The organism is Dolichospermum sp. LEGE 00240, from assembly GCF_015207875.1.
Lineage (GTDB): Bacteria > Cyanobacteriota > Cyanobacteriia > Cyanobacteriales > Nostocaceae > Dolichospermum > Dolichospermum gracile.
Genome location: NZ_JADEVZ010000002.1, coordinates 32,075 through 58,662 on the forward strand (window position 1 = coordinate 32,075; position 26,588 = coordinate 58,662).

Sequence of the window (26,588 nt, forward strand, 5' to 3'; positions counted from 1 at the left end):
ATAGCTACTGCCTACTAATAACCCTCCAGATGTACCTAAAAGTCATATTCCCAGGAAGAGACTATACCCCGGAACAACTTTTTTTCTGATACTCACGCGGGGGAATAATTTTTGAAAAGAGTTAAAATGTTTAAACTCATAGATAAAGTTTATATTATGACTGTCAATCAGGCAAGACTACACATACACTGAAATATTAAGTAGGTGAACACAATAAAACCAAACTGTGTAAAGAAACGCAAAATCCCGGAAAACTTCTTTACTCTTGCCTTGGTATAACGACAATTTTTAACGCCAACCTACTTAGTTGATCAAAAATTGTTGCTTTTTAGAAAAAGGCAGGAGGCAGAAGGTTGTGAGTATCAATTGAAACTTTAGCTCTGAGTTTTAATCCCAGTTTAAAGAAAGAATTATACCAAGATGCCCAGGGCGTTAGCGTAGCGGCACGAAGTGCAGTATAAAGCGTCCTTGCTTCAATCCTACCATGGGTAAGGGTGGGTTTCTCCTGCCTCCTGAATTTGCTCTCTGAGAAAAACATTATACAGGTAATAACTTCTATCCTTCATGCCGTTGTCTCGTATTGTTACACTAATTGTTGGCCTGATCGTCATTTTGGCGTTAACCTTATGGCTAATTGATTCTCTTTCCCGATTGTACTGGCAGTTGTCCTATTCGCCGTTGTTAGGTAATTTACTATTATTACTGCTAGTTTTACTGATTAGTGGTTTGATTGCTGCTTTTGTTTATTATGTATTGGTACTGCGGCAGGGGGAAGAAAAATCCCGTCGTCAACGTCAAAGGGTGACTTTTGCCCAAATTCCGGCGGCTAAATCGGATGCGGCTTCTTCTACCTTGCAAGCAGTCCGTCAACAAGTAGCCCAAATTCAAGATGAGGTGACACGCCAAGCTTTACTGAGTCGGACTAAGGAAATTGAGGCGAATTTAGCGAGAGGGGAAATTCAGGTTGTTGTTTTTGGTACTGGTAGTGCTGGTAAAACTTCCCTGGTGAATGGGATTATGGGGCGGATAGTTGGTGAAGTGAATGCACCAATGGGCACGACTCAGGTAGGAGAAACCTATTGTTTACGGTTGAAGGGTTTGGAACGGAAGATATTAATTACTGATACTCCAGGGATTTTAGAACCGGGGGTGGCGGGTACGGAACGGGAACAATTGGCTAGGGCTTTGGCGACGGAGGCGGATTTGTTGTTATTTGTGGTGGATAATGATTTACGCCGTTCTGAATATGAACCATTGCGGGGGTTGGCGGAAATTGGTAAGCGATCGCTTTTAGTTCTAAATAAAACAGATTTGTACACTGAAACTGACATAGAATCAATCTTGGCGAGATTACGGGAGCGGGTACGGGGTTTTATTGCTACTAATGATGTGGTAGCGATCGCTGCCAATCCCCAAATAGCCCAATTAGAAACTGGCGAAACCTTTCAACCTGAAGCGGATATTATCCCTTTGTTACGACGTATGGCTTCCATTTTACGCGCTGAAGGTGAAGATTTAGTGGCAGACAATATCCTCTTACAGTCTTTACGCTTAGGAGAAGAAGCCCGTAAACTGATAGATTCCCAGCGTCGTCGCCAAGCTGATAAAATTGTTGAGCGGTATCAATGGATTGGCGCAGGTGTGGTTTCTGTTACCCCATTGCCAATGGTAGACTTACTCGCCACCGCGGCGGTTAATGCTCAAATGGTCGTAGAAATTGGTAGGATTTATGGTTGTGATTTAAACATGGAACGGGGTAAGGAATTAGCCCTATCTTTAGGAAAAACTATTGCTGGTTTAGGGATTGTCAAAGGGGCTATTGAATTATTATCAACGGCTTTGCAACTGAATGTGGCTACTTTTATTGTGGGAAGAGCAATTCAAGGGGTGACAGCCGCATATTTAACCCGCATTGCTGGGAAAAGTTTTATTGAATATTTTCGTCATGATCAAGATTGGGGTGATGGGGGGATGACAGAAGTTGTCCAGCAACAATTTCAGATTAATCGCCGGGATGAATTTATCAAAGTTTTTGTGCAAGAAGCGATCGCTAAAGTCGTCAAACCATTAACTGATACCTTTGTAGACAAAGAAGATTATAAGTAAAAACACTGAAATAATTATTGAATATTTCACATACTGAATTATTGTCTATAATTCCGGAAAATAGCAGCCGATGTCAGAAAAGATATATAAGGATTTCTGAGTAATTAGATCATGAACAACCAAATGATCGGCAAGCTATTACAAGAGCGTTACCAAATTGTGCAACCACTTAGTGCCGGAGTGTTTGGACAAACATTTATTGCGGTAGATATGCACCATCCAGAAAAACCCAGATATGTTGTTAAACAACTCAAAGTTAACAACTATCAATCTACCTCCTATTTTGACCACCTCAGACTACGGTTTTTAACAGAAACTGAAACCCTCAAACACTTAGGTCGCCATCCCCAAATTCCCGAATTAATTACCTGCTTTGAAGAAAATGAACGTTTTTATTTAGTACAACAATTTATTCCTGGAGAGTCCTTAGCCGCAGAACTACCAACTAGCCCCCAAAGCTCAGGTAAATGGAGTGAAATTGACCTTATCAAATTTCTAGAAGATGCCCTATATATTCTCGAATTTGTTCACTCTCAAGGCTTTATTCATTGCGATATTAAACCAGAAAACCTAATTAGACGAGGGATAGATGCCAGATTAGTATTAATTGATTTTGGCTCAATTCAACCAATAGATTTTAGTATTGAAACCGAATTATCCATAGATCAAATTCCTGTAACATCCTTGGGTTACATTCCTCCAGAACAATTCATTGGTCAAACCCAACCCAATAGCGACCTTTACTCCTTGGGCATAATTGCTATTCAAGCTATTACAGGACTTGCACCTCTGCAATTAGAAATTGATCCCAAAACCAATGAAATTATTTGGTGTGATCATGATAGCCAAATTAATGATTATTTAATTGCTTTCCTCAATCAGATGATCCGTTATCAACATCAGGAACGGTTTCAATCCGCTCATGAAGCACTATGGGTACTCAAGCATATAAAATGGGAAAATAACCCAGCAGAGATACAAATAGCAGAATCTCAATTATCTTATCAAACTATTGAAAAAACACCTCAGAAATCTCAACCATTACTAGTAGGATTACGATTAGGTTTATTAATTAATTCCGTTTTGCTTGGGTTAGGAGTATATTCTTTATTTAATAATTCTCAAGCTTACTCAGCCACAGAAACTTTATATAAAGCCATAGCCAAATATCAATCTGGAGACCTACAAAAAGCAATTAATTTAGCTCGGTCAATCCCTCTTGATAGTAATCTTTATCCAGAAGCACAAGCCTCAATTGAAGAGTGGCAAAAGCAATGGCAAAAAGATGCAGAACATTATATTTTAGCCGAAAAAGCTTTCAAAGAAAGCCGGTGGACAGACGTATTACCACATGCACCTCAAATTACAGTTAATTCCTATTGGCAAGCAAAAATCCAGCCCCTAATTGAACAAGCAAAAGTAAATATCGAAGCCCAAACACAAACCCTATTAGCAAAAGCCTATGCAAAAGCTGAAGAAAGAGATTTCTCAACAGCTTTATATTACTTACAGCAAATACCTGAGGCAAGCTCCGCTGGTGCTATAGTTAAGCAAAAATTAGCTGAATATAATCAAAAACGTCAAGTTAGATCGGGATATTATTTATATCAAGCTCACAATCAAGCATCTGTAGGTGACTTTTTTGGGGCAATTAAACTCCTGGAAAGAGTTCCCAAAGATGCTGATGTCTATGCACAAGCAAGAGTCAAACTACAAGAATATTCCCAAAAGTTATGTCTCCGTAATCAACAACGAGAATTAGCGACACTGAAAACACTTGAAATGCAAAACACGCCTACGAATAAACACGCCCTTGAGCGTAGAGTATTTTTGCAACCAGAAGATTACTTACAGGAAGTAAATATTCGTAATTAGCGGCAAAAATACGGAGATTTATGGTTTTTGGCATTTTGGCATTTTTTCCATCTGTTGCATTGCTATTCTGGGTACGCGAATGTCTTTGTGCGATAATTCCGACTTGCAGAATCCCTCGGTCTATAACCGGGGGTCTTTTTTGTTTATTCAATTAGATAGAAATGAATTAATTTTAAACGTTCCTGCAGATAGAGATAACTATATCAAAATAAAGTTAAATTCGTAGTCGAACTAGTCCACATTCCAATGTCTTTATTCATAGCCTCCAGCAATTTTTAAGCTGGAGGTAATTTTTTATCAATCTTTTCTGGCAAAGGTTTGAATAACTAAACTAGCAACAGCACCTTCCGCTAAATCAATTAATTTTTCGGTGGTTTCTTGTTCAAGACTTTGAGTTACAAAAATCCTGATTGCCTCTTGCCTGGCCATAACGACGATTTTCAATGCTAACCTACTTACACTAAGTTTGACAGCTCGTCTTTTGACATGGACATCATGGTAAGAGATGTAAAAGGTATACTTTCCCAATTGCTAATTCCCAGTTCCCATCATGAATATGCTAGATTTATTACTTATCACATTACTAGGTTTCTTGGGCAGTTTTGGACATTGCTTTGGGATGTGTGGACCCTTAACAGTAGCCTTTTCTCTTTCTCAGCAGCAGAAAAATCCGACTTGGCAACAGCAATTAAAATTTCATACCTTACTCAACCTGGGGCGAATGTTGAGTTACGCTTTAGTTGGTGCTGCTATTGGCGCAGTCGGTTCGGTATTAGTAGAAGGTGGACAACTGGCAGGAGTCGGTAGTGATTTGCGGCGGTGGATAGCTATAATTACAGGCATAATGCTGATTTGGTTTGGTTTAGGACAGGTAAAACCAGATTTATTACCGCATATTCCCCTCTTACATCCTATCTTAAAAGGGAATTTACACAACCGTCTCAGTGCAGCCATGCTCAAGTTATCTGCCCAAACTCAATGGTGGACACCGGCACTTTTGGGCATGACTTGGGGATTAATGCCCTGTGGTTTTTTGTATGCGGCTCAAATTAAGGCTGCGGCTACAGGGGATTTGTGGCAAGCGACAGCGACAATGTTAGCTTTTGGCATTGGTACGCTGCCCATCATGCTAGGTGTAAGTGTTTCTACGGCTTTAATGAGTAAAGATCGCCGCAGTCAATTATTTCGCTTGGGTGGGTGGTTAACTCTAATGATTGGTGCTATTACCCTCTTGCGGACAGGGGATAGGATGACAGACTATAGCGGACACGCTGCTCTAATTTGTTTAATTCTCTCATTGATTGCCCGTCCTGTGAATGGTTTTTGGTCTGCACCTCTGCGTTACCGTCGAGCTTTGGGAGTTGGGGCTTTTGTTCTGGCTGGAGTACATACTATTCATCATTTTGAACATTCTCTAGAGTGGAATTTTAACGCTTTTTGGTTTTTAAAGTTAGAATTTCAATGGGGGATGAGTGCAGGGGCTGTGGCACTGGCATTAATGCTTCCTGCTGTTTGTACAAGTTTTGACTTTCTGCAAAAGTCATTAGGTAAGCGTTGGCGACAAATTCATCTCCTCAGTGTACCAGCTTTGTTATTGAGCGCTATTCATACGGTGATGATTGGTTCTCATTACCTGGGTGCTTTCAGATTAGGTTGGCAAAACCAGTTAGCAGCGGTGTTCCTGGGGATAATTATTTTTGGTGTATTATTAGTGCGTTCACGGTATTTTTGGTTATATTTACATCTAGAAAAATTTTATGTTCCTCCCAATAAGTCTCAGTAAATTGACTCATTATACTCCATGTAACAGCAAAATCAGGTATCTATTATTATTAATTTTATCTGGTTTGATAGTTGCTACAAATACTCAAGTTTTAGCCCACACGGTGAAAATATCCGCAGATGTGGGTGGTACTATCCATTTAGAACCTAATGATAATCCCCGCGCTGGGGAAGTTACTCAAACTTGGTTTGCCCTAACGCGAAAAGGTGGTAAGGTAATTCCTTTAAAAGATTGTAATTGTCGGTTGGCTATTTATGCTGAACCTCATGTAGCCGGAGAACCAGCCTTAATTGAACCTCGATTAAAATCTATTCAGGCTGAACGGTATGAAGGTATACCAGGGGCAGAAATTACTTTTCCCAAACCAGGGGCTTATCAGTTGCAATTGAGTGGTAAACCTGTGACTGAGGGCAGTTTTAAACCTTTTGAGTTAAAGTTTTTTGTCACTGTGGCTACAGGAAAGGCTGTAGATATTTCTCAACTGGAGCAAAATGTCAACGAGAATCAGCAAGGAACAACAATTGGGTTAGCACAACCTTTAATTGGGTTGGGAGCTTTGTTAGTTTTAGGTGGTATTGTAGTTTTTTTGAAACAAATGAAGTAAGTTGGCGTTAAAAATGGTCAACGCCTCTGGTACTTTTAAAGCGGATAAAGCTAATTTGAAAGGAAAATTATTAGGTTGATAAAATACCTCACCTAAACTTGAGAAATGGGAGAAGAAAAATTGTAAATTGACGCTAAATGGTAATAGGAATTAATTGATTCCCCTGCAAATATACTATATATAATTACAGACAATTATCATTATCAAATTTTACCAGTAGGGAAAAAACCGAAGAGTTTGATTACTCCACTAATTAAAGCAATAATCACTGCTACTAGAACTCCACGATTAATAAATTCTTGGTTATCTAGTCTTTTATCAATACCACTAACTTTTTCTTCTAGGGTTTTAATTTCCCCAGATAGTTTTCCATCTAGGGTTTTAATTTCCCCTGATAATTCTGCCTGGCCGATTTCCAGTTTATTTAGTCTACCATCAATAATTTCTAGTTTTTGATTGACTTCAGCAAATTGCTTCTCCATTTTTTGATTGACTTCAGCAAACTGTCGATCCATTTTTTGGTTAACTTCAGTAAACTGTCGATCCATTTTTTGGTTAACTTCAGTAAACTGTCGATCCATTTTTTGGTTAACTTCAGTAAACTGTCGATCCATTTTTTGGTTGACTTCAGCAAATTGCTTCTCTATCTTTTGATCAAGACGAGATAATATTTCTTCCAGGGTATAAGTGAGAGTTGGTGGGTTATTGGTCATATATTTTGGCGATAAATAAATGTTTGATACATACTTATGGACTTACTTTTATAGCATTTCCTATCCTAGTTAGGACGGGAATCAGGAAGTTAACCGCAGATAAACGCAGATAAGTTCGTATTTCAGTGGACTAGGAAATGGGGTACAACATACTTTTATAGACGATAGGCAATACCTTGTCCATTTCCTGTAGCTCATGTTGGGTTTCATGCTATTGCTCCGCGAATGTTTACGTTCCACAACCCAACCTTGTATCTTAGAGGTATGTTAGAGGGAGCGGTAGAACCACAATTAAGGTTTTCAGATTTTACCAGTGGGGAAGAAACCGAATAGTTTGACTACTCCACTAATTAAGGCGATAATCACTGCTACTAGAACTCCACGATTAATAAATTCTTGGTTATCTAGTCTTTTATCAATACCAATAACTTTTTCGTCTAGGGTTTTAATTTCCCCTGATAGTTTTTCGTCTAGGGTTTTAATTTCCCCTGATAGTTTTTCGTCTAGGGTTTTAATTTCCCCTGATAGTTTTTCGTCTAGGGTTTTAATTTCCCCTGATAGTTTTTTATCTAAGGTTTTAATTTCCCCTGATAGTTCTGCTTGTCCAATTTCCAGTTTATTTAGTCTACCATCAATAGTTTCTAGTTTTTGGTTGACTTCAGCAAATTGCTTCTCCATTTTTTGGTTGACTTCGGTAAATTGCCGATCCATTTTTTGGTTGACTTCGGTAAATTGCTTCTCTATCTTTTGATCCAAACGAGATAATATTTCTTCGAGGGTATAAGTGAGAATGGGTGGGTTGGTTGTCATATATTTTGGTGGTATTTGCTTGATGGACAATTATTAATATTAACTCAAGTTGCTAGTTATCTCGTTGAGGCTGGTAATTGGTAATAAAAACTCTGGTTTCATCTAGTTCATCCTTTAATCCTGGATATTATCTCGACTATGGCTACGCCACGCAGGGTATCGCTCGATAACCACCTGATTCTGACAATTTACCTAACACTTATTGTATACAAAGAAGAGATTGCAGGATTAACATATCATAAATCAGCCCTGAGTTTTGGCTGGGTTTAAACACAAATTGTGCCAAACTCGTTGATAAGCAAGCTCTAATTGGAAAACCCATTCCTTGATTTGAAACAGAGGTAATTGCTCTCGATTTTGCAAAACAGCAAGGATATCTGCTAAAGCTTGGGGATTAGTAGCTAAATATACGGCTTTTTGTTCATAGCTAGACCAACTATCGCAAATCAAATTTTCTGGCGTTGCTGATTAAGGGTATGAATTTTAGTCTCACGCAAAGGCGAGGCAGCGCGGTCTTGGGGGTTTCCCCCATGAGCGACTGCCGTAGCAAAGACGCACTGAGGTTTGATTTTTAAAGGTTCAATTTGGAAATTTCATACCTCGATTCAGCAACGCCCAGTTATGCAGTGCATCTATAAAATTGGGTTGTAGTTTGAGGGCGTTTTGGAAACAGGCGATCGCTTTTGAAAACTCTCCCATCTGTTGTAAAATATTCCCCAGTTGGTCATGAGTTTCCGCCAGATTTGGTTCTAAATCCAATGCTGTTTGTAAACAGGTTTGGGCTAGGAAAAAATGTCCCTGATTTGTATATAATTTACCTAAATTAAGGTGGGCTAAGGTAAAATCTGGTTTATGGTGCGTTACTAATCGCTAACACACCTTACTATTTGGCTGTCCCCGTGGCGTAGCACCTGTCACCTTTTTACTAGCTTTTTGTAATAAAAGCTACACTAAACTCCCGGGGAACTATTGTATTCCATTAGGGTTTTCAGATTTTACCGGCGGGGAAGAAACTGAACAGTTTGACTACTCCACTAATTAAGGCAATAATTACTGCTACTAGAACTCCACGATTAATAAATTCTTGGTTATCTAGCCTTTTATCAATACCAATAACTTTTTCTTCTAGGGTTTTAATTTCTCCAGATAGTTCTGCTTGGCCAATTTCCAGTTTATTTAGTTTATTATCAATAGTTTCTAGTTTTTTGTTGACTTCAGAAAATTGCTTCTCCATTTTTTGGTTGACTTCGGTAAATTGCCGATCCATTTTTTGGTTGACTTCGGTAAATTGCTTCTCTATCTTTTGATCCAAACGAGATAATATTTCTTCCAGAGTATAAGTGAGAATTGGTGGGTTGGTTGTCATATATTTTGGTGATCAGTAGGTTGGCGTTAAAAATTGTCGTTATGACAAGGTAACAAGGAACAGGTTTTGGGCAACTTTACTTTTCGTTACATATTTCGGTTTTTTTCCGTTCACCATTGAGGAGATTGGGATCAATATCCGCAGTGGTGACGTTATAGTTATTTTGTCTGAGTGTTTCTGTAAATAAAGAATTAAAAATACCAATTTCTAGAACATTTTCAACCTGACTACCCAACGAAAACAATAACCGCGACTGATGATGATAACTAATAAATCTTTCTTGGGAAAGATATTGCGAACCTGTCATCACCTGAGTTCGACATAAGATAATTTGTGGAAAACTGCCCCAAGTATGAGTTTCAAACCCTGATGATCTCGTTGAAAAAATCATAAGCTGTTACGCAGCTAAATTTGATAACCATAATTTACTTGAACTTTGTGGTGCGGGCATCTTGCCCGCTAGAATTATACAAACTAAATGCACAACAGCTTAACTCCGTTCGCGTAGCGTCTCCGAAGGAGAAACTCCTAACACCGAACTCAGGTGTCATCCCTAATGAAGAAATGAGTTCCATAGAAAGCCCCCTATTTATTAATGAAAATTTATTTAAAGTTTTTTACTAAAACTTAACCCGGTTTCAGCTTTATCAATGATGATAGTATCACCAGCAATGAAAGTATTTTCCAGTAACTTTGTCGCTAGGGGATTTTCAACCTCTCGCTGAATTGACCGTTTTAATGGACGTGCGCCGTAAATCGGATCATAACCAGCTTCGATAAGATGATCACAAGCGGACTGGGATATTTCAAAGGAGATTTTTTGTTCTTTAAGGAGATTTTCCACCCGTTTGAGTTGAATACGGATAATATGCCCCATTTCTGAACGATTAAGCGCGTGGAATAGAATTAAGTCATCAATACGGTTGAGAAATTCGGGGCGGAAGTGACTTCGCAAACCTTCCATAACTCTATTTCGCATCATATCATACTTAGAGTCATCACCAGCTACATCCAAAATATGTTCACTACCGATGTTGCTAGTCATGACTATGACAGTATTCCGAAAATCTACCGCCCGTCCTTGGGAATCCGTAACTCTACCATCATCCAATACCTGTAACAAAATATTAAAGATATCGGGATGGGCTTTTTCTACTTCATCTAAAAGCACAACTGAGTAAGGATGTCTGCGAATTGCTTCGGAAAGTTGTCCCCCTTCTTCATAACCAACATATCCGGGAGGCGCACCCACGAGGCGGGAAACTGAGTGTTTTTCCATGTATTCGGACATATCTAAACGCACCAAAGCATCATCAGAATCAAAGAGAAACTGAGCTAAGGCGCGGGCGAGTTCGGTTTTACCCACGCCAGTTGGTCCCATAAACAAAAATGAACCAATAGGGCGAGCAGGGTCTTTCATCCCCGCACGGGCGCGACGGATAGCCGCAGAGACGGCGGAAACTGCTTCTTCTTGACCAATTACCCGTTCGTGTAAATGACTTTCTAATTGCAGTAATTTTTGCCGTTCGGATTCTAAAAGCCGATTTACCGGGATTCCTGTCCATTTAGCAACAATTTCGGCAATATCGGCTTCCGTAACTTGTTCGCGCAACAGAGTTGAACCTTGGGTTTGAATTTCTAAAAGTTTCGCTTCTTTGACTTCTCGTTCTCTTTGCACTCCCTCTAATTTACCGTACTTGAGTTGAGCGGCTTTATTTAAATCATAGTCTCGCTCTGCTTGTTCAATTTGTACCCGCATTGCATCTTCTTCTTTTTTCAACCCGCTAATAGCTTCTAACAACTGCTTCTCACCTTGCCATTGTTCGTTAAATATTTGCTGTTTGACTGTTAAAGTAGCAATTTCTTGTTGAATCCGTTCTAATCGTTCTCTTGTTGGGGAAATACTCTGTTCTTCTCCAGATAATGACAGCTTTTCCATTTCTAGCTGCATTAAGCGTCTATCAATGGTTTCCAATTCCGCAGGTTTGGATGTAATCTCCATTTTCAATTTCGCTGCGGCTTCATCAACTAAGTCTATGGCTTTGTCTGGTAGAAAGCGATCAGCAATGTACCGCGCTGATAAGGTTGCAGCAGCGACTAAAGCGGAATCGGAAATTTTAACATTATGATGCACTTCATAACGTTCTTTCAAACCTCGCAAAATCGAAATTGTATTTTCAACTGTTGGCTGATCTACATATACCTGTTGAAATCTTCTTTCTAGTGCTGCATCTTTTTCAATAAATTTGCGATATTCATCTAAGGTGGTTGCCCCAATACAACGCAATTCACCCCGCGCTAACATTGGCTTAAGTAAGTTTCCGGCATCCATTGAACCTTGTTGATTAGAACCAGCGCCGACAACGGTATGGAGTTCATCAATAAAGAGGACTACTTGCCCATTTGATTCCGTAACTTCACGGAGGACATTTTTTAAGCGGTCTTCAAATTCACCTCTATATTTTGCTCCAGCAATCAGGCTACCGATATCCAAAGAGATTAATTGGCGGTTCTTCAAAGATTCAGGAACGTCACCATTGACCATTCTTTGGGCTAAAGCTTCGGCGATCGCAGTTTTGCCAACTCCCGGCTCACCAATTAATACAGGGTTGTTTTTGCTACGTCGAGACAATACCTGAATTACCCGGCGAATCTCATCATCTCTCCCAATCACAGGATCTAATTTTCCTGCTTTTGCTTGTTCTGTCAAATCTCGTCCAAATCTTTTCAAAGCCTCCTCTGCTACATCTGCTTCTGCTTTTGAAGATGCTTTTGCTTTGGGACTATTGCGAGTAGATTTAACCCCAAGTTCTACCTGAGCAAGATCTATATTTAAGCTTTTAAATAATCGTCTACCAACACGTTCATCATCTGCAAACGCTAAAATTATATGCCCTTCTGAGATTTCCTCCTCTCTCATTTTGGCTCTAATTTCATTAGCTTTGTCTAAGAGGATATCTAAATTTCTCCCTAGGTAAAGTTGATCACTTTTACCAACCTTGGGTTGACGTTGGGTAAAAGCCTCTAGTTGTTGTTTGAAGCGCACAGAATCAACTTCCGCACGGGTGAGAATGGCTGTAGCTAGGCTGGTAGGTTCTTCTAAAAGGGCGAGAATTAAATGTTCAACTTCTAATTGTTGTTGTTTATAAGCACGAACCACGTCTTGGGATTTCGTTACCGCTTCCCAGGCTGTATCAGTAAATTTATCAGGATCTGTAGGCTGCATTTGTAAAATTTTAGATTTTAGACTTGTAATTTAAGTTTAGGGGGGAATTGGGTAATGGGTAAAGAAGTTCTCTTCCTACCCGCTACCCTCAATTATGCTGGAGTTTTCGACTGAATCAATTCAACCTTATAACCATCTGGGTCTTCCACGAAAGCAATGACGGTTGAACCATGTTTCATAGGTCCTGGTTCTCGAACTACTTTACCACCCAGTTGTTTAATAGTCTCACAGGTAGCGTAAATATCATCCACACCCAAAGCAATATGACCATAGGCATTACCTAAATCATACTTTTCTACGCCCCAGTTGTGGGTGAGTTCTAAAACTGAATGATCACTTTCTTCTCCATAACCGACAAAAGCCAGGGTAAATTCTCCCGCTGGGTAATCTTTACGGCGAAGTAACTTCATTCCCAGAACATCACAGTAAAATTTCAAGGAATCTTCTAAATTACCGACGCGAAGCATTGTGTGTAGTAATCGCATATTTAACTTTTATTCAATTCTTATATTTTATATCTGATAGGGAATTTTCCCGAAATCTGCGTTTAATTCTGCTTTTAATTGCTAAATTGTTGATAATTCTATCTTAACTAATTTCAGCAGCGGCTTGTGGTAAAATTGATTTTAATTTCAGATGTAAGAAATTAAAACTTACGTACTGTACAAATTAACCATTATGTATAGGAATCCGGTTTGATTCTGTGAATTTACTTGTGTGGTCAGGGAACAGGGAACAGAAAAATCAGTTGTGTAATTAATTCTGTCCCATTACTTAGCTCAAAAATAGATCCCCGACTTCTTTAAGAAGTCGGGGATCTGGTATTTAGTGAAATAAGTTTTTATGGGAAAAGCTAACTTTTTTTGGCACGTATTCAGAACAGTCTATGGCTTCTTCTGTAAGAACAGTATCAGGCTTGACGGCACATTTTAAATAATGGTTATTGGCAAAAAATTGACATTTTTTACAAGGGACTTTTTGTAGAATTTTGTTTTTTACACATACCTGATCATCTGCATTGGTGCGGATTTTATGAAAAAGCAGGAGAAAAATAGCCCAAACAAAAATAAATCCCAGAGGAGCTAAAGATAGTGCTAAATCTGGTATTTGGATGTTGTGATATTGCACTTGGACTTTTTCTTGTTGAACTGCACCTTGACGAATGGACAAGTTGGTATTGTCGGTCATGAATGTATTTCCCAATACCTGCTCTATATACATCTTATTTTCCTTAATTATCTATAATGGTTCTTACAGCAATTCTCGTTTTATGAAATACAATGGAGGGCGCAGGCCCTGCCCACATACGGATATAAAAACCGTACATCATAACATCAGAAAGCGCTGTAATTGACAACTGTGACAGAACCAAGTAGCAAACCCCTCAATATAAAGTCTGTTTTAATTGTGACTGATGTTCGATGTTGAAACTTTTAATTTAGGTCTATGATTGGTTTGGGTAAAGCTGTATATGGCTTCTGATTATAGGTTTATCAAAAGTAAAGATTAGTTATCTCTGTCAATAGTTTTGTTTTTTATTATCTGAATATATACCTGAAGTAGTACGTGGATATTAAAAATACAGTTAGTAATAGGTTTTTAAGTTTTTGAATTTCCAGAACAGTGATACATTAATTGCATCCTAGGGGCAACCCGCCTGTGGTTGTTCTGGTAGGGTTTTGGGGCAAGCACGGGGGCATTGCCCCTAGGAAAAATCGCCATTTTACAGATTATTAAATCAGTGTTGTAGCTATTCCTGGGTATTTAATCTAGCTTTGATATCAGCAGCAAAGTCTTCATATTTTCTTAAAGGTGTTACTTCTATTTGCACTTTTTGGCCATTTTTTTTCATGATAGGCAAGTCTAGAAGAATTTGGTCTAATGTGTCGGGAGTGGGAACATCAGCAATGGCAATTACACGACGAGTACCAACACACTTCCATAAATCAACCACTATTCCGGCTTGTTTGGCTTGGAGGGCGGCATCTGCTTCTTCGCTCCATAAGGCAAATAGTTCTTGTTGATTCATGTTATCGGGATATTCAACACGAAAATCTAAATGATATAGCATAGTTACATTTTCCCGGAAATCTTTACATTATTAGTTTAAACTAAAACCAGTATAATTCTGAGTTGAAATATCAGCTATTTAACCAGGGGGTATTTCGTCTTCTAGGGGACGAATAATAGTTGCTGGTGGTGCGAGTTCTGGTTGAAAGATTCCTTGTAGTGATTGTTCTAGGGTGGGTGCCATGATGATGCGATTTTCATAGGCTACTACTACTCTCACTAATGTTGGTAAACTATTTTGTGTGGCTTCTAAATAAATTGGTTCAACGTAGAGTAATGATTGTTCAATAGGAATTACTAAAAGATTACCTTGAATTACTCTTGAACCTTGACGATTCCAGAGGGAAATTTGTTGAGAAATAACTGGATCTTGATTTATTCTAGCTTCAATTTGTTCTTGTCCATAAATTAAGCGTTCTTTGGGAAAGTTATATAATACTAATTTGCCATAGTTTTCACTGTCGGAACGTGCTGCTAACCAAGCGATTAAGTTGGTGCGTTGTTTGGGTGTGTAGGGAAGTAGGAGGATGAATTCTTCAAAGGAAACGTTGGGGAGACTGGTGATTAAATAGTATGGTTCAACCTTACGGCTTTCGTTACCATAGATTTCATTGGGAATTTGCCATTGATCTTCTCGATTATAAAATACTTGGGGATCTGTCATGTGGTAGATCATTAAGCGTTCAGACTGAATTTTAAAATAATCTACTGGATAGCGGAGATGAGTGCGGAGATTGACGGGTAGATTCTTCAGTGGTTGAAACATTTTAGGAAATATTTTTGACCAAGCCGTAATTAATGGATCGGAAGCATCAGCAATGTAAAATCTGACTGTACCGTTATTAGCATCAATGACGACTTTAACAGAGTTACGGATATAGTTGATACTATTTTTACCGGTGTCTGAGTAAGGATAGCGATCGCTTGTGGTGTAAGCATCAACTATCCAATAAAGATAATTTTCTTTACCAGGAAATTGTTGATTTTGACCATCTATATGGGCATCTGCTACAACTAAATAAGGATCACTATCAAATTTTAAAAAAGGAGCAATGGTGCGAATTCGTTGATTAATATTTCGTCGAAATAATACTTTAGTTTCTGGCAGAAAATCCTGTGTAAATATCATCCTCCAGTCTTTTAAATATATGGAAAATAGCCATCTTTTCCATAGGGAGTTGATCTGAATACCACCTAATCCATCATAGCTATTATAAACATTATCGCTACCACTGGGATAATCTAATTCTTTAACTTTTGTTCCAGTCATGACATGAGTATTACTAATTTCTCCATAATAAATTCGGGGTTGTCCGATGGGAATACTGGCACGAATATTAGCACTAGAAGTATTTAATACGCTACCATTTTGGCTAATATCTTTAACAAAATATTCCGGTAATCCACCAGCAGCAACGGTATTCACGGGACTCATAGTGAAGCCATAACCATGAGTGTAAATCATATTTTGGTTTACCCATGTTTGTGCTTGGGGAGGAACATCTGGATAATTTAATTCTCTGGCGGCAATTAGTACCTGTTGTTTTTCTTGATTACCGTTACTTTTAATTAAATATCTATCAATATCAGCATCGGGAAATTTATAATAAGGGCGAATTTGTTGTAATTGACGGTTGGTTTTTAATAATGGTTCTTGATCCCAAAGCCGAATATTTCTAATTGTCAATTCATTGGCTTCGATATCTGCTTTTGTGAGTTTTCCCGTGGGGTTAAATATTTGAGAGTCAATCACATCTAAATTAAATGCTTGACGAGTTAGGGCGATATTTCGTATTATATAAGGTTGTTCTTTTTGTAATTCATTTGGCTCGACGATAAAATTTTGTACAGTCATAGGTACAATAAAATTACCTATAAGTATCAAAGTTATATAAATACCTAAAGCATAAATTACCCGGCGATGATGTGAAGATTTTTGTTGCCAAAATACAGTTAACCATAATAAGTATAAGGCTATAGCTAATGATAGAATATATAGTATTGTATCTGCTGGTAGTTGGGCTTTAACATCAGTATAACTAGCTCCATAACTCACACCGCGAACCGAGTAAAGCAGTTGATAACGACTGAGCCAATAATTTAAAGATACGACTAACATTAAACAACCGACTAATCCCGATAAATGGCGCATTTGTGGAGCAGAAAACCCAGGAAAAACAGCTTTACTGAGACTATTTGCTGATAATAAATAGGTGAGAATAACGCTAATACAAGCATATAGGGATAATCCTATTAACCAAAATCCTAAAAGTTCCCAGAAGGGGAGATGGAAAATATAAAAACTGATATCCTTACCAAATAATGGTTCAGGATGATCAAAGGAAATAGGATGAAAGGATAAGAGAATTTTTGACCAATGTTGAGATAATATCCAGCCAAAACTGAGACTAAAAATAATAGCGATCGCTCCCAGGCACAATTTGCTATAAATTAATATAGCCATAGACAATCCCCCCAATAGTCCTAAAGACCAAGGTTGAGAAATTATCTGTTTTCCTAACTGTAAAATTATCTCGGCTCGAAATAACAGTGGTACTGATAAACTAGATTGATTAACTTGCTCCAACCAATAGGAGAAGGCAATGTTACCATAGTGTGTTAACATCAGGCACACTAAAGAAATTAACCCTAATATTAGAGGTAAGAGCGATCGCAATTTAATTTTACTGGTATAGTTGTCCCATTGAGGAGATTGATTATTTCTAGGATACTGAGGACTAAGAAAACTTGTTAATTTTCGACTAATTTTTAGCTCCTGTACTGGCATAAAATTAGGAGAAGGAGGATATTTCAACCTTTGAGCTAAAGTGAGATTTCCTAACAAGTAAACAGCACTCACACTCACAACAAACAACCATAAACCCCCCTGAATTAACAATCGTTGCCAAAATACTTCTATATAACCAACTTCCTGAAACCAAAAAATTTCCGCACCCAAATGAGCAGCTATATCTAAGAATAGCCACACACCCAAACATCCTATCAAAACTTGAATAGTTTTCATATGCGAACCTCAACACTTCCAGTGCTGTGTAGATAATTGTAAGTTTCTATGGGAGAATAATTTTCTAGAAAGTAGATCATAAGTCGGTAATTTTCTCACAATTGTCATCAGTAATTATGCTTACCAGTGTTGATCGGTTATTGTTTGTAAGACAAGTCCCCATTTTTAAAGAACTGCGGGATGATTTCATTGTCAGGCTGGCTTCTGTAATGAATGAGTTATCCTACCCAGCTAATTATACAATCTTTCAGCAAGGACAGGAAGGGCGATCGCTGTATATCTTAGTATCTGGTCGGGTTAAAGTCCATATTAGTGATACCAAGTTAGCAGAAGTTGACAAGGGAAACTACTTTGGTGAAATGGCGGTATTCGATACTCAACCTCGTTCCGCTGCTATTACTACTTTAGAATCTTGTGAATGTTTGGAACTTACCCAAGAACAACTTTATGATGCTATTGAAGAAACTCCAGAAATTGCGGTGAATATTATTCGTGAGTTATCTCGTTTAATTCGGAAACTCAATGAAAATATTAACTCAAGTTGCTAGTTATCTCCTTGAGGCTGGTAATGGGTAATTAGTAATAAAAGCTCTGGTTTCATCCTGGACATCCTGATTCTGACAATACCTGAGTTCGGAGTTTCTCCTTCGGAGACGCTACGCGAACGGAGTTATGATTTTTTCAACGAGATCATAAGGGTTTGAGACTCATGGCGAGTTTTCCACAAATTATCTTATGTCGAACTCAGGTGACAATAGTTAAGCAGATAAACACATTGAAAAAACACTCGACGAATCATGTCTGGAAGAATGTCTAAAAGTGCTAATGGTAACATTTCTGGCTTTTCTAGATCAGATATAAGTTTGATAGCTTGATATAAAATTGATTACTGATTTAACCCTGTGGATACTAAGTAAATATGTATTTTTGTATACTCAATAAGTGTATTTATGCACGCTTACTTACATTTTTTGTATAGTCTCATTGATGATTTATTTGGGGATAAGAATAAATACTTACTGGCGATAGATCACTGTTATTGCTTGACAGTAATCGCATTAATTATGACCAATTATTCAAATAACTTCAATGTATTTACTTACTAAAACCAGAGATAAAAAACTAGGTGTGGGGTGAAAAGAGTCCAAGGATGTTGACGCTGGTGATATCTTTTGAGGAGTAAACTATTGGCAGTAAAATTTCATCTAGATGCAAAAGAGATAGATAGTTTTTTCGATACTTCAGAATTTACAACTACTGAGGATAAATATTAGGTAGTCATGGTGGAATTGGGCGATCGCTTAATATGAAGTTTCCCGAAGAAAATATAAAAATCTTCAAAAAAACGTTACATAGCCAAAATCCTGACTTGAAGACGGTTTACAAGCTTAAACTCAACTATAAATTTAGCCATATCCTGGAGACTTCCGCTAAAACCCTGATCCCCAAGCCCGAAAATTCATGTTAATGTATTCGAGTTACAAAACACAAAGTGAAAGCGGAACGGGTTCAAGTCTCCAGCGAGAGTCACTGTTCACAAGGTGAAAACCTCTAGCTAAAGAAAACTTAAGTTCTACAGTCGCTTTAAAATCGGACGCATGAATCAAAGACATTTGTGGACTATAGTTGCCGTAATTCTGGCCGTTTTGGGTTTACCCTCAGTTGGTCGAACTCAAACCAGGGAGGAAAGTTCCCCTACTAGGCAAACATCATCTATCAGTGGTGCAGTCAAAGTAGGAGAATACCAATCCCCAACAGGAAAACCTACCTCGGATGCTGTGATTACTAGGATTCATCCTCACAGTATCAAAGGTTTACAAGCAGCTACTCTTTATGTTCGGGACATTCCTGTTCTGACTTTTTTGGGTTCTACCCCAGTTACTAACAACAAAACTAAGGTTGGAGTAATTGGCAATAATGAGAATATCAATCCTGACTCTCTTGTTGCTACCAATACAGCCAAAGTTGCCAGTTTTAGCAATGCTGGTAATACAATCAACTTTAACAAACAAGTTAGCTCCATTGACAATGATCCAATTCAGAAAGCTAGTGTGATCGCCGCTAGAATTAACGAACTCATCCAGAACAATGTAGATGCCAGCAAGATTACTGTCAGTTGGAAAACAGCGGATAATTCCGTAATTAACAATAAAGCCGATAAAAAAGGCTTCCTCCGTCAACAACCGTCAGTGGCTCGCTACACCATTACCATTGACGGTCAGGAACTGGTAGAAGTCAATGCGGGTACTAGATTAGCAGATACCACAGACAATCTTGCCCAGGATGCCTTACAAGCAACTAATAGACTGCGGAGACTAATCGGCAACGCTTCCCCCATTCAGACAATTGCTAACTTACCTGTTAGTAAATCAGTTCCTAGTGCCAGTCTACCCCGGAAGATTGCCTTCGGTAATCTCAATATCAGTTTCCGGGGGATAGCTTCTTGGTATGGATATGATTGGTCTGGCAATAAAACCGCCAGTGGCGAAAGATATAATCCCGAAGGACTAACTGCGGCTCATCGTAGCTTACCGATGGGAACAAAAATCCGTGTCACTAACACCCGTAATGGTCGTTCTGTGGTTGTCAGAATCAATGATCGAGGTCCCTTCATCCGAGGTCGAATTATTGACCTTTCCGCCGGTGCGGCGCGGATTTTGGGCATGATCAGCAGTGGTGTTGCTCCAGTTAGTCTTGAGGTTTTAGGAAAATAACCCGTTTCCTGTGACAACCGGAAGAGGCAGTGGGGAAGGGAGCAGCGAGCGGGGGAAGCCCCGTCTTTCTATGAAGCTTATACAGGGCTGATTGCCAGCTAAGTCCCAATATTCCCCCTTGCCCTGCCCTTTTCCTCTTCGTGACTCTGTTTTCGCTTTTCACGATTAAATTCCCCTGGTTCTTCGATTTTATCTCCCAATTATCCTTTGCGCCACGCTGCGCTATCGGATATACACTAACGGGGGAAAGGATAGAAACTAGGGGTATTTTGTGCTCGTGCTGACAACAGTTGTAGCTTTACGCTGCTATTTAAATCATCGTCGCTGGCAAGGCCATCTGAGGCTACCAGATGATCTCGGACTGGATGAACAAACCAGTTGGTATCCCACAGCGGTTGGTTTAGTGCCAACTATGGGAGGGTTACATCAGGGGCATTTAAGTTTGATTAAACGGGCTAGACAGGAAAATGCGACGGTAATTGTGAGTATTTTTGTCAATCCTCTGCAATTTGGACCGAACGAGGACTATCAATGCTATCCTCGCACTTTGGCACAAGACCGAGAATTTTGTGAACAGGCGGGAGTTGATGTAGTTTTTGCCCCAACTCCGGAAGAAATTGGTGTACCGGGGAAGAATATAGCAGCAACTCAAGTGACACAAGTGATCCCTCCATCTGATATGATATCTAGCTTGTGTGGTAATTTTCGTCCAGGTCATTTTACTGGTGTGGCAACTATTGTCACTAAGCTTTTAAACTTGGTACAACCTGACCGAGCTTACTTTGGACAAAAGGATGGTCAACAATTGGCAATTATTAAACGGTTAGTAGCTGATTTGAATTTGCCAGTAGAAGTTGTTCCTTGTCCTACGGTGCGGGAGGTGTCCGGCTTGGCTTTAAGTTCTCGTAATCAATATTTGACGGCTACAGAAAAAGAGCAAGCAACTGTGTTATTTAAAGGTTTACGGCAAGCTGAAGCGGCGTTTCGGGCTGGCGTTCGTGACAGTGGTGAACTCATAGCATTAGCGCGGCAAGAAATCGCAAAAGTTAGCACTATCAGCTTGGAATATATTGAATTGGTTGAACCGAATACGTTGATGTTTTTAGAAAAAGTTGAGGATGAAGGAATGTTGGCGATCGCTGCTCGTCTTGGTTCTACACGGTTAATTGATAATACGATTTTGCGCGATGGTAATAATGGATTACGCCAACCGATTATTGCTATTGATGGTCCGGCTGGTGCTGGTAAATCTACGGTGGCTCGTCAAGTGGCTCAGGAATTAGGTTTGGTGTACTTGGATACTGGTGCTATGTACCGGGCGATCGCTTGGCTAGTCATGGAACAGGGAATTGCCATTGATGACGATTGTGCTGTGGCGGAATTAGCCACTCGCTGCAAAATTGAACTCACTCCTAGTCAAAGTCTGCAAACTCCCGTCCGAGTCCAGATTAATGACATTGACGTTACTCAAAAAATTCGCACAGTTGAGGTAACATCTCTAGTGTCGGCGATCGCTGCCCAAAGTGCAGTTCGTCAAGCCTTGGTCAAACAGCAGCAAAGTTGGGGACAACGCGGGGGGTTAGTGGCAGAAGGTCGAGACATAGGCACTCACGTCTTCCCCAATGCGGAAATCAAAATCTTCTTAACCGCTTCCGTCGGTGAACGAGCGCGTCGTCGTCAGCAAGACTTTCAAAAAACAGGTTCAATCTTGAGTTTAGAACAACTAGAACAGGAGATTGCTGAACGCGACTTCAAAGATAGCACCCGGAAAGTCTCCCCTTTGCAAAAAGCGGCTGATGCCATTGAACTGCAAACCGACGGTTTAACTGCTTCTGAAGTAGCAGCACAAATTATTAGCCATTACAACCAGCGCCTATCCCATTGGTAGATCACCCGTAGGGGCGCAGGCCCTGCGCCCAAATTCCTCAAGGGCAAAACAGTGGTGAGCGCCGACTATACTTGATAAGGTAATAACTTGCTTTTTTACATCCACTTATCCCCTTTAAGGGTGAGTAAAAGTATGTTTCTATTATGCCTACGGCACGCTGCGCGAACACGCAGAGGCGCTCCGGGCGCAGAGAATAAGAGTTTGAGGGATGGATATTAGCCTATCTCCTGATAATTATATTAGGCTGGGATTTTTGCTCACGCTTCAGGCACTCCAGGCAACAGAGAGAAGTTAGGAGTTTGGTCTAAATAGATGAAATTTGCTTTGTTTATAAACTAATTGGTGGGAATTTTCACTTTGGTAGTAGAATAGCAATGTTAAGTTTTGTATTACAAGATTAACTAGTACAGGTCAGCGGAAATAAACAGACCATTCCAAATTGCTGGAAAGCTGATTATCTATTCGTTTTGACTTTTGACTTTTGACTTTTGACTTCCGCAAAGCGGTACTAGGGCTTGCTGAATACGAAACCTGTAATTTGCCTAGCTCTGGCAATAGCTTTCAACTAGAAAACAGTAAAGAGAGGATTTCACAAAATGGCATTTACCCAACCAGCTTTACCCTTTGCTTCTGATGCCTTAGAATCCTATGGCATGAAGGCTGAAACCTTTGAATATCACTATGGTAAGCATCATAAAGCTTATGTAGATAATTTGAACAAGCTTGTTGATGGTACAGAATTAGCTCACAAGTCTTTGGAAGAAGTAATTCAAATCGCTTTTGGTGATTCTACAAAAGCTGGAATCTTCAACAATGCTGCTCAGGTTTGGAATCACTCCTTCTTCTGGAATTGCTTGAAACCAGCGGGTGGGGGCGCTCCTACAGGCGCATTAGCTGCTAAAATTGATCAGGATTTTGGTAGCTTCGACAAATTCAAAGAAGAATTTTCTAACGCTGCTGCAACTCAATTCGGTAGTGGTTGGGCTTGGTTGGTTGATGATGGTGGTACACTAAAAGTTATCAAAACCCCCAACGCCGAAAACCCCCTCGCACATGGTAAAAAAGCACTGTTAACCATTGATGTTTGGGAACACGCTTATTACATTGACTTCAAAAATGCTCGTCCTGCATTCATCAAGAATTTCTTAGATAATTTGGTGAACTGGGATTTTGTTGCTGCAAATTTCGCCGCTTAGATTTTAATAGGTAATGGGTAATGGGTAATTGCTAAGATTTTTACTTATTACCCCTTATCCAATACTGTTCGGTTAAGGAAATGTAGGTTGGCTTGAACGATAGTAAAACCCAACAAATGCTTACATAGCGGTATGCACTTGAGTGAGATACAATCAGCAAATCGTAAAACCTGTAGGGGCGGGGTTTCCCCGCCCTCAATTGTATTGAGTCCGAACGATAACCGCTATAAATGTTGGGTTGGGTTGCGTCAACCCAATCTACGCAATTTTATTGTTTGAGCTTAACCGACAAGTATTGAAACTCATGCTATTTAATTTTTTTAAAAGTTCTCAGTCTGCCATTACAAATATTGAATTTAAGTCTAGTTGGTGTGTAGCTTATGGAAAAATCAATAATTTCACAAAAGATATAATTTGGCAAGATCAGCAATTTGCCGTTATTGCTGAATCAGATAACTTGGCAATCAGTTATAATCAAAAATTTGTCGTAGTTGGAGATATTTGCTTAACTAATCGCAGAGAATTACTGCAAAAACTGGGAATGGATATTCATGATAGTTGCAGTCATCAACAAATAGTAGCCCAACTTTGGCAGAAATACAATTCTGAATGTTTAAACCTCCTAGTGGGAATGTTTGGTTTAGTAGTTTGGGATTGTGAAAAACAGGAATTATATTTAATTAGAGATGCTATCGGTAGCCGCACCTTATATTATACTACAACTGGTGCAACTTGTTGGATAGCCCCAAAATTAAGAACTCTGACACCTTATCGTTCTGATAATTTAGATTTAGTCGCATTACGAGATTATCTTTGTTGTGCATTTGTGCCAGGAGAAAGGACACTTTGGCAAGATATCAAGGAAATTCGTCCTGGTAGTTTTCTGCAAATGCCATCACAACAAGTTTATCATTATTGGCAACTCAAAGAACAAATTATAGACACAAATCAATCTTTAGCATGGTATGGGGAAAAACTCCGTTCTCTACTTGAACAAGTTGTTAAAGAATATTTACCCGAAAATCAACCTGTTGGTGTTTTCCTTTCTGGTGGTTTAGATTCTAGTAGTATTACCGCATTAGCGGCAAAATTACATAATGCACCAATTCACACCTATTCTATTCATTTTGGGACAGAAACTGCAAATGAATTAGAATTTTCTAGTTTGGTTGCCAAACATTGCGAAACTCAACATCACATCTTAGAAATTACCTTTCGGGATATGTGGGAACGTCTTCCAGAAACAATGGCTTATTTAGATGATCCTATTGGTGATCCTTTGACAGTTCCTAATTTATTAATAGGGAGAATTGCGCGGAAAAATGTGCAAATTACCCTGAATGGAGAAGGTGGAGATCCTTGTTTTGGTGGTCCCAAAAATCAACCCATGTTAATTAATAGTTTATATGGTGCTATTAATAATCAGGATTCATTACAAGCATTTTTAATTTCTTTTCAAAAGTGCGCTTTAGACTTACCGCAACTTTTAAAACCGGAAATTTGGCAAAGTTTAAAAAATGAATCTAATGAATCTTCTGTATTTTATGATGATTTAAATGCCGATGTCAATTATTTAAATAGATTAATGGCATTGAATATTAAATTTAAAGGTGCTGATCAAATTTTAACCAAGGTGAATAATTTAACCCAAGCGGCAGATTTACAGGGTTTATCACCATTATTTGATCAGCGTGTAGTTGAATTAAGTATGCAAATTCCTCCAGAATATAAACTTTCAGGAGTAGAAGAAAAGGCAGTTTTGAAAACCGCAGTGAGTGATATTTTACCAGATAGGATTATTCATCGTCCTAAAAGTGGGATGATGGTTCCCGTGCAATTGGGATTTAGAAAATATTGGCAACGGCAAGCCAGGAAATTATTGTTAAATAAAAAAAGTGAGATATCAGCTTATATTAATCAGGATATATTGCGTGAATGGTTAGATTTTAAGGGGGATGTTTGGGGTAGATATGGCATTAAATTATGGTTATTAGTAAGTTTGGAAATCTGGTTGGGGGTCAATAAATCAATATGATTGAGGGCGGGGAAACCCCACCCCTATCGGCTTTAGGATTTGGTGACTAGTAGTCTGTCAAATAAATTTTCACGGATAAAGAAGAAATGAACTACGAAGGATGCAAAGAGCGCGAAGGAAGAAGGAAGAAGAAAAATTTATTTACCCGTAAATTAGTTCTTGACAGACTACTAGTACATACCGCTATATTGTTAATTTACAATTTCTGCAATAATTCCTGAGTTAACTGCATAAATGCTTTAGAACCGGCTGTATTTGGACTTAGTAAAGAAACAGGCATAAAACTATCAACAGCTTTGGCTACATTAACATCAACAGGGATTTGAGCTTTACAGATTTTATCTACTCCAAAATCTTCGACCACTCGGTGCATTACCTGTTTATAATATCTACCATTCAGGAGATTGGCATTGGACATACTAAAGACAATTCCCAACATTTTAATATCTATTTTGGCTTCATGTTCGTGACTTTCTTTTAATTGGGCAATGCGTCTTTCTAAAAGTTGAATTCCGACTACAGATAGGGGTTCTGGTCTAGCGGGAAGAATGTAGAAATCACTGGTAGCTAAAGCACTTCGAGTCAAGAGATTATAACCGGGAGCGCAATCTAAAAGAATAAAATCATATTCATTGCGGATGGGTTCTAAAATATCTCTAATTAAGACCCTTTCAAAGCGATTCCAGATGGTTTCAAAATCCTGTTCTCCTAATGCTACTGATTGATTATGCAGCATTTCTGAAACCACAAATTCATCATATAAATCTATGTCTCCCGGTAATAAATTTAATCCTGTCAGGTTACAAAGTTGAGGTTGAATGATGTCCCCAATTGTAAATTTTGCCTCTGGTTCAGGGTTGATAATTTGATCTAGTAAATATCTAAATGTCTTTCTGTGTTTGCGACGTTTAGCAAAGTCAACGGGTGACATTAAACTCAGTGTGGCACTGATTTGACTATCTAAATCTAAAACAAGTACCTTTTTTCCGTGATTCTTGGCTAAACAAGTAGCTATATTCACGGTAATGGTGGTTTTACCGACTCCACCTTTCATGTTTGCGGTTGCAATTACATATCCCATTTTAATTCCTCTACTGACGCTTTCCCAATGATATAGCGTTCATATTATCTAATAAATTTTAACTTTAGTTATGTTACTTAGATCCCCGACTTCTCT

At 38.9% G+C, this 26,588-nt stretch carries 21 protein-coding genes and 1 pseudogene; 9 read left to right on the forward strand and 13 right to left on the reverse strand.

Features of this window, described 5'->3' with window-relative positions; translation table 11 throughout:
• The first annotated feature begins 564 nt into the window (after positions 1–564).
• A complete protein-coding gene (locus tag IQ226_RS00180; protein WP_193890627.1) occupies positions 565–2,106 on the forward strand; it encodes a YcjF family protein in 1,542 nt (513 codons plus the stop codon).
• Positions 2,107–2,217: 111 nt separating this feature from the next.
• Positions 2,218–3,981 carry a serine/threonine-protein kinase gene (locus IQ226_RS00185; RefSeq protein ID WP_193890629.1) on the forward strand — a complete coding sequence of 588 codons (1,764 nt, stop codon included), beginning with the start codon at positions 2,218–2,220 and terminating at the stop codon, positions 3,979–3,981.
• Positions 3,982–4,278: 297 nt separating this feature from the next.
• Here the strand turns inward: IQ226_RS00185 and IQ226_RS25535 are convergent, their stop codons facing one another.
• Positions 4,279–4,410, reverse strand: coding sequence for a hypothetical protein (locus IQ226_RS25535; RefSeq protein ID WP_255539945.1), 132 nt, complete (start codon positions 4,408–4,410; stop codon positions 4,279–4,281).
• 127 nt (positions 4,411–4,537) lie between these two features.
• On the opposite strand from IQ226_RS25535, the gene IQ226_RS00190 reads away from it, so the two are divergent.
• Positions 4,538–5,764, forward strand: coding sequence for a sulfite exporter TauE/SafE family protein (locus tag IQ226_RS00190; protein ID WP_193890921.1), 1,227 nt, complete (start codon positions 4,538–4,540; stop codon positions 5,762–5,764).
• Entirely contained in the window at positions 5,739–6,368 is a 630-nt protein-coding gene (locus tag IQ226_RS00195) for a hypothetical protein (RefSeq protein WP_193890631.1), read from the forward strand. The genes IQ226_RS00190 and IQ226_RS00195 overlap by 26 nt, the downstream gene beginning before the upstream one ends.
• Before the next feature lie 203 nt (positions 6,369–6,571).
• Here IQ226_RS00195 and IQ226_RS00200 read toward each other — a convergent pair whose 3' ends face one another.
• The 11 genes and pseudogenes from IQ226_RS00200 to IQ226_RS00250 all read right to left on the reverse strand — a co-directional run bounded on the left by IQ226_RS00200 (position 6,572) and on the right by IQ226_RS00250 (position 17,578).
• Positions 6,572–7,081 (reverse strand): hypothetical protein, encoded by a 510-nt coding sequence (locus IQ226_RS00200; protein WP_228039161.1) that lies wholly within the window; start codon positions 7,079–7,081, stop codon positions 6,572–6,574.
• A gap of 300 nt (positions 7,082–7,381) precedes the next feature.
• Positions 7,382–7,891, reverse strand: coding sequence for a hypothetical protein (locus tag IQ226_RS00205; RefSeq protein ID WP_228039162.1), 510 nt, complete (start codon positions 7,889–7,891; stop codon positions 7,382–7,384).
• 243 nt (positions 7,892–8,134) lie between these two features.
• Positions 8,135–8,341 carry a hypothetical protein gene (locus IQ226_RS00210; protein WP_193890633.1) on the reverse strand — a complete coding sequence of 69 codons (207 nt, stop codon included), beginning with the start codon at positions 8,339–8,341 and terminating at the stop codon, positions 8,135–8,137.
• Between the two features lie 129 nt (positions 8,342–8,470).
• Positions 8,471–8,713: pseudogene (locus tag IQ226_RS00215) on the reverse strand (tetratricopeptide repeat protein); the annotation flags it as partial.
• 166 nt (positions 8,714–8,879) lie between these two features.
• Positions 8,880–9,257: a DUF4164 domain-containing protein gene (locus IQ226_RS00220; RefSeq protein WP_193890635.1), complete on the reverse strand. Its 378-nt coding sequence runs from the start codon at positions 9,255–9,257 to the stop codon at positions 8,880–8,882.
• Between the two features lie 76 nt (positions 9,258–9,333).
• Complete coding sequence (locus IQ226_RS24815; protein ID WP_228039163.1) at positions 9,334–9,648, reverse strand: hypothetical protein; 315 nt, start codon at positions 9,646–9,648, stop codon at positions 9,334–9,336.
• 216 nt (positions 9,649–9,864) lie between these two features.
• Positions 9,865–12,483, reverse strand: coding sequence for an ATP-dependent chaperone ClpB (gene clpB / locus IQ226_RS00230; RefSeq protein WP_193890637.1), 2,619 nt, complete (start codon positions 12,481–12,483; stop codon positions 9,865–9,867).
• A gap of 92 nt (positions 12,484–12,575) precedes the next feature.
• Positions 12,576–12,968, reverse strand: coding sequence for a lactoylglutathione lyase (gene gloA, locus IQ226_RS00235; protein WP_193890640.1), 393 nt, complete (start codon positions 12,966–12,968; stop codon positions 12,576–12,578).
• Positions 12,969–13,308: 340 nt separating this feature from the next.
• Complete coding sequence (locus IQ226_RS00240) at positions 13,309–13,704, reverse strand: hypothetical protein (protein ID WP_193890643.1); 396 nt, start codon at positions 13,702–13,704, stop codon at positions 13,309–13,311.
• 529 nt (positions 13,705–14,233) lie between these two features.
• Positions 14,234–14,554 (reverse strand): muconolactone Delta-isomerase, encoded by a 321-nt coding sequence (locus tag IQ226_RS00245; RefSeq protein WP_193890646.1) that lies wholly within the window; start codon positions 14,552–14,554, stop codon positions 14,234–14,236.
• 78 nt (positions 14,555–14,632) lie between these two features.
• Positions 14,633–17,578 (reverse strand): UPF0182 family protein, encoded by a 2,946-nt coding sequence (locus tag IQ226_RS00250; RefSeq protein ID WP_193890648.1) that lies wholly within the window; start codon positions 17,576–17,578, stop codon positions 14,633–14,635.
• A gap of 116 nt (positions 17,579–17,694) precedes the next feature.
• Between IQ226_RS00250 and IQ226_RS00255 the strand changes: the two genes are divergently transcribed.
• The 5 genes from IQ226_RS00255 to IQ226_RS00275 all read left to right on the forward strand — a co-directional run bounded on the left by IQ226_RS00255 (position 17,695) and on the right by IQ226_RS00275 (position 25,411).
• Positions 17,695–18,126 (forward strand): Crp/Fnr family transcriptional regulator, encoded by a 432-nt coding sequence (locus IQ226_RS00255; protein ID WP_193890650.1) that lies wholly within the window; start codon positions 17,695–17,697, stop codon positions 18,124–18,126.
• A gap of 1,050 nt (positions 18,127–19,176) precedes the next feature.
• A complete protein-coding gene (locus tag IQ226_RS00260) occupies positions 19,177–20,292 on the forward strand; it encodes a septal ring lytic transglycosylase RlpA family protein (protein WP_193890651.1) in 1,116 nt (371 codons plus the stop codon).
• Between the two features lie 271 nt (positions 20,293–20,563).
• Positions 20,564–22,180, forward strand: coding sequence for a bifunctional pantoate--beta-alanine ligase/(d)CMP kinase (locus tag IQ226_RS00265; protein WP_193890652.1), 1,617 nt, complete (start codon positions 20,564–20,566; stop codon positions 22,178–22,180).
• A 596-nt stretch (positions 22,181–22,776) separates the two neighbouring features.
• A complete protein-coding gene (locus tag IQ226_RS00270; RefSeq protein ID WP_193890653.1) occupies positions 22,777–23,376 on the forward strand; it encodes a superoxide dismutase in 600 nt (199 codons plus the stop codon).
• Between the two features lie 304 nt (positions 23,377–23,680).
• Complete coding sequence (locus IQ226_RS00275) at positions 23,681–25,411, forward strand: asparagine synthetase B (RefSeq protein ID WP_193890654.1); 1,731 nt, start codon at positions 23,681–23,683, stop codon at positions 25,409–25,411.
• Positions 25,412–25,607: 196 nt separating this feature from the next.
• Here the strand turns inward: IQ226_RS00275 and IQ226_RS00280 are convergent, their stop codons facing one another.
• Positions 25,608–26,492: a ParA family protein gene (locus IQ226_RS00280; protein ID WP_193890656.1), complete on the reverse strand. Its 885-nt coding sequence runs from the start codon at positions 26,490–26,492 to the stop codon at positions 25,608–25,610.
• Between the last annotated feature and the right edge of the window lie 96 nt (positions 26,493–26,588).

Bases quoted from the DNA above. Each gene is read 5' to 3' on its own strand.
- IQ226_RS00240 (WP_193890643.1), bottom strand. From the start codon at position 13,704: ATGTATATAGAGCAGGTATTGGGAAATACATTCATGACCGACAATACC.
- clpB (WP_193890637.1), bottom strand. From the start codon at position 12,483: ATGCAGCCTACAGATCCTGATAAATTTACTGATACAGCCTGGGAAGCG.
- IQ226_RS00220 (WP_193890635.1), bottom strand. From the start codon at position 9,257: ATGACAACCAACCCACCAATTCTCACTTATACTCTGGAAGAAATATTA.
- IQ226_RS00190 (WP_193890921.1), top strand. From the start codon at position 4,538: ATGCTAGATTTATTACTTATCACATTACTAGGTTTCTTGGGCAGTTTT.
- IQ226_RS00280 (WP_193890656.1), bottom strand. From the start codon at position 26,492: ATGGGATATGTAATTGCAACCGCAAACATGAAAGGTGGAGTCGGTAAA.
- IQ226_RS00185 (WP_193890629.1), top strand. From the start codon at position 2,218: ATGAACAACCAAATGATCGGCAAGCTATTACAAGAGCGTTACCAAATT.
- IQ226_RS00200 (WP_228039161.1), bottom strand. From the start codon at position 7,081: ATGACCAATAACCCACCAACTCTCACTTATACCCTGGAAGAAATATTA.
- IQ226_RS00255 (WP_193890650.1), top strand. From the start codon at position 17,695: ATGCTTACCAGTGTTGATCGGTTATTGTTTGTAAGACAAGTCCCCATT.
- IQ226_RS00195 (WP_193890631.1), top strand. From the start codon at position 5,739: ATGTTCCTCCCAATAAGTCTCAGTAAATTGACTCATTATACTCCATGT.
- IQ226_RS24815 (WP_228039163.1), bottom strand. From the start codon at position 9,648: ATGATTTTTTCAACGAGATCATCAGGGTTTGAAACTCATACTTGGGGC.
- gloA (WP_193890640.1), bottom strand. From the start codon at position 12,968: ATGCGATTACTACACACAATGCTTCGCGTCGGTAATTTAGAAGATTCC.
- IQ226_RS00250 (WP_193890648.1), bottom strand. From the start codon at position 17,578: ATGAAAACTATTCAAGTTTTGATAGGATGTTTGGGTGTGTGGCTATTC.
- IQ226_RS00205 (WP_228039162.1), bottom strand. From the start codon at position 7,891: ATGACAACCAACCCACCCATTCTCACTTATACCCTCGAAGAAATATTA.
- IQ226_RS00275 (WP_193890654.1), top strand. From the start codon at position 23,681: ATGCTATTTAATTTTTTTAAAAGTTCTCAGTCTGCCATTACAAATATT.
- IQ226_RS00180 (WP_193890627.1), top strand. From the start codon at position 565: ATGCCGTTGTCTCGTATTGTTACACTAATTGTTGGCCTGATCGTCATT.
- IQ226_RS00245 (WP_193890646.1), bottom strand. From the start codon at position 14,554: ATGCTATATCATTTAGATTTTCGTGTTGAATATCCCGATAACATGAAT.
- IQ226_RS00270 (WP_193890653.1), top strand. From the start codon at position 22,777: ATGGCATTTACCCAACCAGCTTTACCCTTTGCTTCTGATGCCTTAGAA.
- IQ226_RS00260 (WP_193890651.1), top strand. From the start codon at position 19,177: ATGAATCAAAGACATTTGTGGACTATAGTTGCCGTAATTCTGGCCGTT.
- IQ226_RS25535 (WP_255539945.1), bottom strand. From the start codon at position 4,410: ATGGCCAGGCAAGAGGCAATCAGGATTTTTGTAACTCAAAGTCTTGAA.